Raw genomic sequence first — 381 nt, 5'->3', positions numbered from 1 at the left:
GTGCCCCGCCCGCACGGCCGCGTACACCGCGAACAGGTACGCGACGGCGGGCACGTCGAAACCGACCGCCTGGTGGCCCACCGCACACAGCCCGGTGACGCCCAGCACGGCGACCGGGGCTCTGCGGCGCACAGCCAGCGCCAGCCCGCCGACCGTCAGCAACGCGTACCCGAGCACCTCGAGGTTCGTGGCGGAACGCTGCCCGGACAGGCCGGTGACCAGCAGTGCCGCCGCCACGCCGACGGCGATCCCCCAGTCCCCGGCACCGACTCGGACACCGGGCTCGCCTGCACTCATGCGCGCACCCTAGCTGGCCGCCTCCGCGGGCGACTCCCCCTCGCGGACGAGCGACCGGCTACCGCACACGCGGTACTTCCGCGC

General features: G+C 75.3%; 1 pseudogene. It reads right to left on the bottom strand.

Annotated elements, in window-relative coordinates:
- Positions 1–297: pseudogene (locus KDL01_RS42780) on the bottom strand (sensor histidine kinase); the annotation flags it as partial.
- Between the last annotated feature and the right edge of the window lie 84 nt (positions 298–381).

Source organism: Actinospica durhamensis (genome assembly GCF_018139695.1).
Lineage (GTDB): Bacteria > Actinomycetota > Actinomycetes > Streptomycetales > Catenulisporaceae > Actinospica > Actinospica durhamensis.
Note: the sequence above shows the minus strand (reverse complement) of the source record. Positions and strands in the feature narration are given on the sequence as shown.